Source organism: Aurantimonas sp. C2-5-R2 (assembly GCF_036549495.1).
GTDB lineage: Bacteria > Pseudomonadota > Alphaproteobacteria > Rhizobiales > Rhizobiaceae > Aurantimonas > Aurantimonas coralicida_A.
Map to the genome: position 1 here is coordinate 1 of NZ_JAZHLJ010000178.1, position 2745 is coordinate 2745.

Genomic DNA, 2745 nt, shown 5'->3' on the forward strand with positions numbered 1-2745 from the left:
TGACGGAAGATGTGCGTGACCTCCCCGCAGGAGGGGCAGGTAAAGCCGCTCATGTTCTCGACGATCCCCAGGATCGGCACGTTCACCTGCTGCAGCATCCGCAAGCCACGCCTCGCGATCTTCAGACTGACATCCTGCGGCGTCGAGACGACGACCGCGCCGGTCAGCGGAAACGCCTGCGCCAGGGTCAGCTGCGTGTCCCCGGTGCCGGGGGGTAGGTCCAGAATCAGCACGTCGAGCTGGCCCCAGTCCACCTGAGTGATGAACATCTGAAGATATTTCGTGACCATCGGACCGCGCAGGACCGCCGGCTTGTCGTCGCCGGTCAGCATCCCCATCGACATCACCTTGACGCCATACGCTTCGGCCGGGATCACCTTCTTGCCCGGCGTCATGGCCGGAGGCTCACCGCCGGGAATACCCAGCATGCCGGGAATCGACGGGCCGTAGAGATCGGCATCGACCAGCCCGACACGTAGCCCCTGGCGCGCCAGCATCACTGCCAGATTGGCCGCGACCGTCGACTTGCCGACCCCGCCCTTGCCGCTGGCGATGGCGATGAGGCGTCCCAGATGCGACAGAGGCCCGGAGGAAGAGCCATTAAAAAGCACTTTACGATCGTTCACAGGTCTGAGCTCCCGTCATTTCGGATCGAACCCGGGCAGCCGCCCCGTTCGGGCGGCTGAGGATGAAGCCGACCGCTGCAGCCATGCAGACCGCCTGTATGGCGATGACGATCGCGGAGACGGACATGACGAGGCTCAGCAGCATCGCCCCGGCCATCATCGCGATCGCCGCCGTTTTGTAACGCGGAGCGATCACGCCATGCTCCTGCCATTCGGCGATCATCGGGCCGAAAACGTGGCTGCGTTGGAGCCGCGCCTGAAGTCCCGGCGCGCTCCTGCCGAAGGCGAAAGTCGCCAGGATGATGAACGGCGTCGTGGGCAGGACCGGCAGGACGACCCCGAGCCCGGCGAGGGCGAGAGAGAAAGCGCCGACGACGAACCAGAGCAGCCGCGGCAGACCAAGACCGGACCTTCCGATCGGGTGAAGCCATCGAAGCATGACCGTCTCTCCTGGCGACGTGGTGTGGATGGCAGCCCGGGCGCGACGCCCGGTCAGCCTTCGGACCGCTGGATAGCGCCGCAGGCGATCGGCAGCGTCACTTGCGCCGGAACATCACCGAGCGACTGGACGGTGTCCGGGAGTTCGCTCGCCTCGGGCACGCCGTGCAGGAAGATCACCCGCCGGTCGAAATCGAGCTGCTGTCCGGGGAACTTGGCATCGAACGCCTTCCGGAGCGCCGGGAGCGATACGCTCTGCTCGTAGCTGTAGGCGCCGTCGGCATCGGCGGTCGGATAGCTGTCGGCAACGATCTCCATGCTGGCCGGATCGTCGTGGAACGGAACCATGGTGACGCCCGCGAGCGGCTCGGTCTCGATCAAGTCGATGATGCCGTCGCCATTGGTGTCGGCGTCGGTGCTCGGACAACGGGACGTCTCGTCGCCATCGGCGAACCCGTGGAAATGCTGAAGATGCATGATCCCCGGCGCGGTACCCGTGGCGTCGAGGCGAATTGTCAGCGTATCGCCGAAGACGGTGAGCGTCGCGGTGCCGCCGGCCTCGCTACCCGTCGTCTCGGCGTTGAGCGGCGCGAGATCGGCACGATAGACTCCATCCGAATCCTGCGCGGAAGCAGCTCCAGTCAGTACCGCCAGCGCGATCGCGGTTCCCAGAGTGGTGGTCCTGCGGGTCATGTCGATTTCTCCTTTGTAAAATGTGTTGGGAATGTTCGCTCCAGTTTCCATCAATTCCCGGCCTTGGTTTGTTCCATCTCGTTGAGCGCCAGCACCGAATGGGCATAGGCGCCGCCAGCGCGCATCTCGGCGGCGACCCAGATCGCTTCCATGATCTCGGCTTCGCTCGCCTTATGCCGCAGTGCCGCCTTCGTGTGACCCTTGATGCAATAGGGGCACTGGGTGACATGGGCGACGGCGACGGCGATCAGCTGCTTGGTCTTTGCATCCAGGGCGCCATCGGCGAACACAGTCTGGCTGAACACCTTGAACGCCTCTTCAGCGTCCGGCGTCAGCGCCTTGCGGCGCTGTGCCAACGCATGGGTGTTCGTCGGGTATAGCGGATCGGACATGAGTGTTTCTCCTGCATTTTCCTAGCGGTAACCGATATTCATAACGTAGTCGCGCAGCAGGTTCTCTTCCTGCTGGATCTCTTGCAGCAGCATCTGAAGGACATCGCGGGCGTTCAGAACACCCAGCGGCTTACCGTCCGAATCGAGAATTGGGACGTTCTTGAAGCCGCTGGTCTTCATGACCTCCCAGGCGCCGTGCAACTGGCCCTCGGGCTCCGCCGTGATCACATCACGCGTCATCGCCTCGACCACCGGCGCGGTGCAGCTGGCGCCCGCGCAGCGGCCGGTTTGGCGGACCACGTCGGTCTTGGTAAGAATACCTGCCATCCGGCCCTCTACATCACTGACCAGCAGCATGTCGCTGCCATCATCCAGAAGCCGAGCGGCCTCGAGCAGGGTTGCCGTCATCTCGATGCAGAGCATCCGCTTGCTTGCCGTAGGCAGAAACTTTTGGATCAACATTATGGCCTCCTACTCAGCCAGCGCGATGAGAAGCACCGCGACGATCCCGGTCACCGCGCCGCCTGCGGGTTAATCCCGCGGCATTCACATCTTCTCTTCGACAATGTGGTCGTCCTTAATGCCAAGGTCGTGCA

Annotated in this window: 5 protein-coding genes; all 5 read right to left on the bottom strand. The window is 63.6% G+C overall.

The window, feature by feature from the left end:
• Positions 1–626: Mrp/NBP35 family ATP-binding protein (locus tag VQ044_RS24570; RefSeq protein WP_331827854.1), on the bottom strand; the 626-nt coding region annotated here is incomplete at its 3' end.
• Positions 613–1065 carry a YbaN family protein gene (locus VQ044_RS24575; RefSeq protein ID WP_327650273.1) on the bottom strand — a complete coding sequence of 151 codons (453 nt, stop codon included), beginning with the start codon at positions 1063–1065 and terminating at the stop codon, positions 613–615. The genes VQ044_RS24575 and VQ044_RS24570, both read right to left, overlap by 14 nt.
• Positions 1066–1118: 53 nt before the next feature.
• Positions 1119–1757 (bottom strand): hypothetical protein, encoded by a 639-nt coding sequence (locus tag VQ044_RS24580; RefSeq protein WP_327650274.1) that lies wholly within the window; start codon positions 1755–1757, stop codon positions 1119–1121.
• A 50-nt stretch (positions 1758–1807) separates the two neighbouring features.
• Positions 1808–2149: a carboxymuconolactone decarboxylase family protein gene (locus tag VQ044_RS24585; protein WP_327650276.1), complete on the bottom strand. Its 342-nt coding sequence runs from the start codon at positions 2147–2149 to the stop codon at positions 1808–1810.
• Between the two features lie 21 nt (positions 2150–2170).
• The gene (locus VQ044_RS24590) at positions 2171–2611 is read right to left on the bottom strand and encodes a CBS domain-containing protein (RefSeq protein ID WP_327650277.1); all 441 of its coding nucleotides are present in this window, start codon (positions 2609–2611) and stop codon (positions 2171–2173) included.
• Positions 2612–2745 lie beyond the last annotated feature (134 nt).

Excerpts from the sequence above, each read along its gene's own strand:
- VQ044_RS24580 (WP_327650274.1), bottom strand. The coding sequence starts at position 1,757 with ATGACCCGCAGGACCACCACTCTGGGAACCGCGATCGCGCTGGCGGTA.
- VQ044_RS24575 (WP_327650273.1), bottom strand. The coding sequence starts at position 1,065 with ATGCTTCGATGGCTTCACCCGATCGGAAGGTCCGGTCTTGGTCTGCCG.
- VQ044_RS24585 (WP_327650276.1), bottom strand. The coding sequence starts at position 2,149 with ATGTCCGATCCGCTATACCCGACGAACACCCATGCGTTGGCACAGCGC.
- VQ044_RS24590 (WP_327650277.1), bottom strand. The coding sequence starts at position 2,611 with ATGTTGATCCAAAAGTTTCTGCCTACGGCAAGCAAGCGGATGCTCTGC.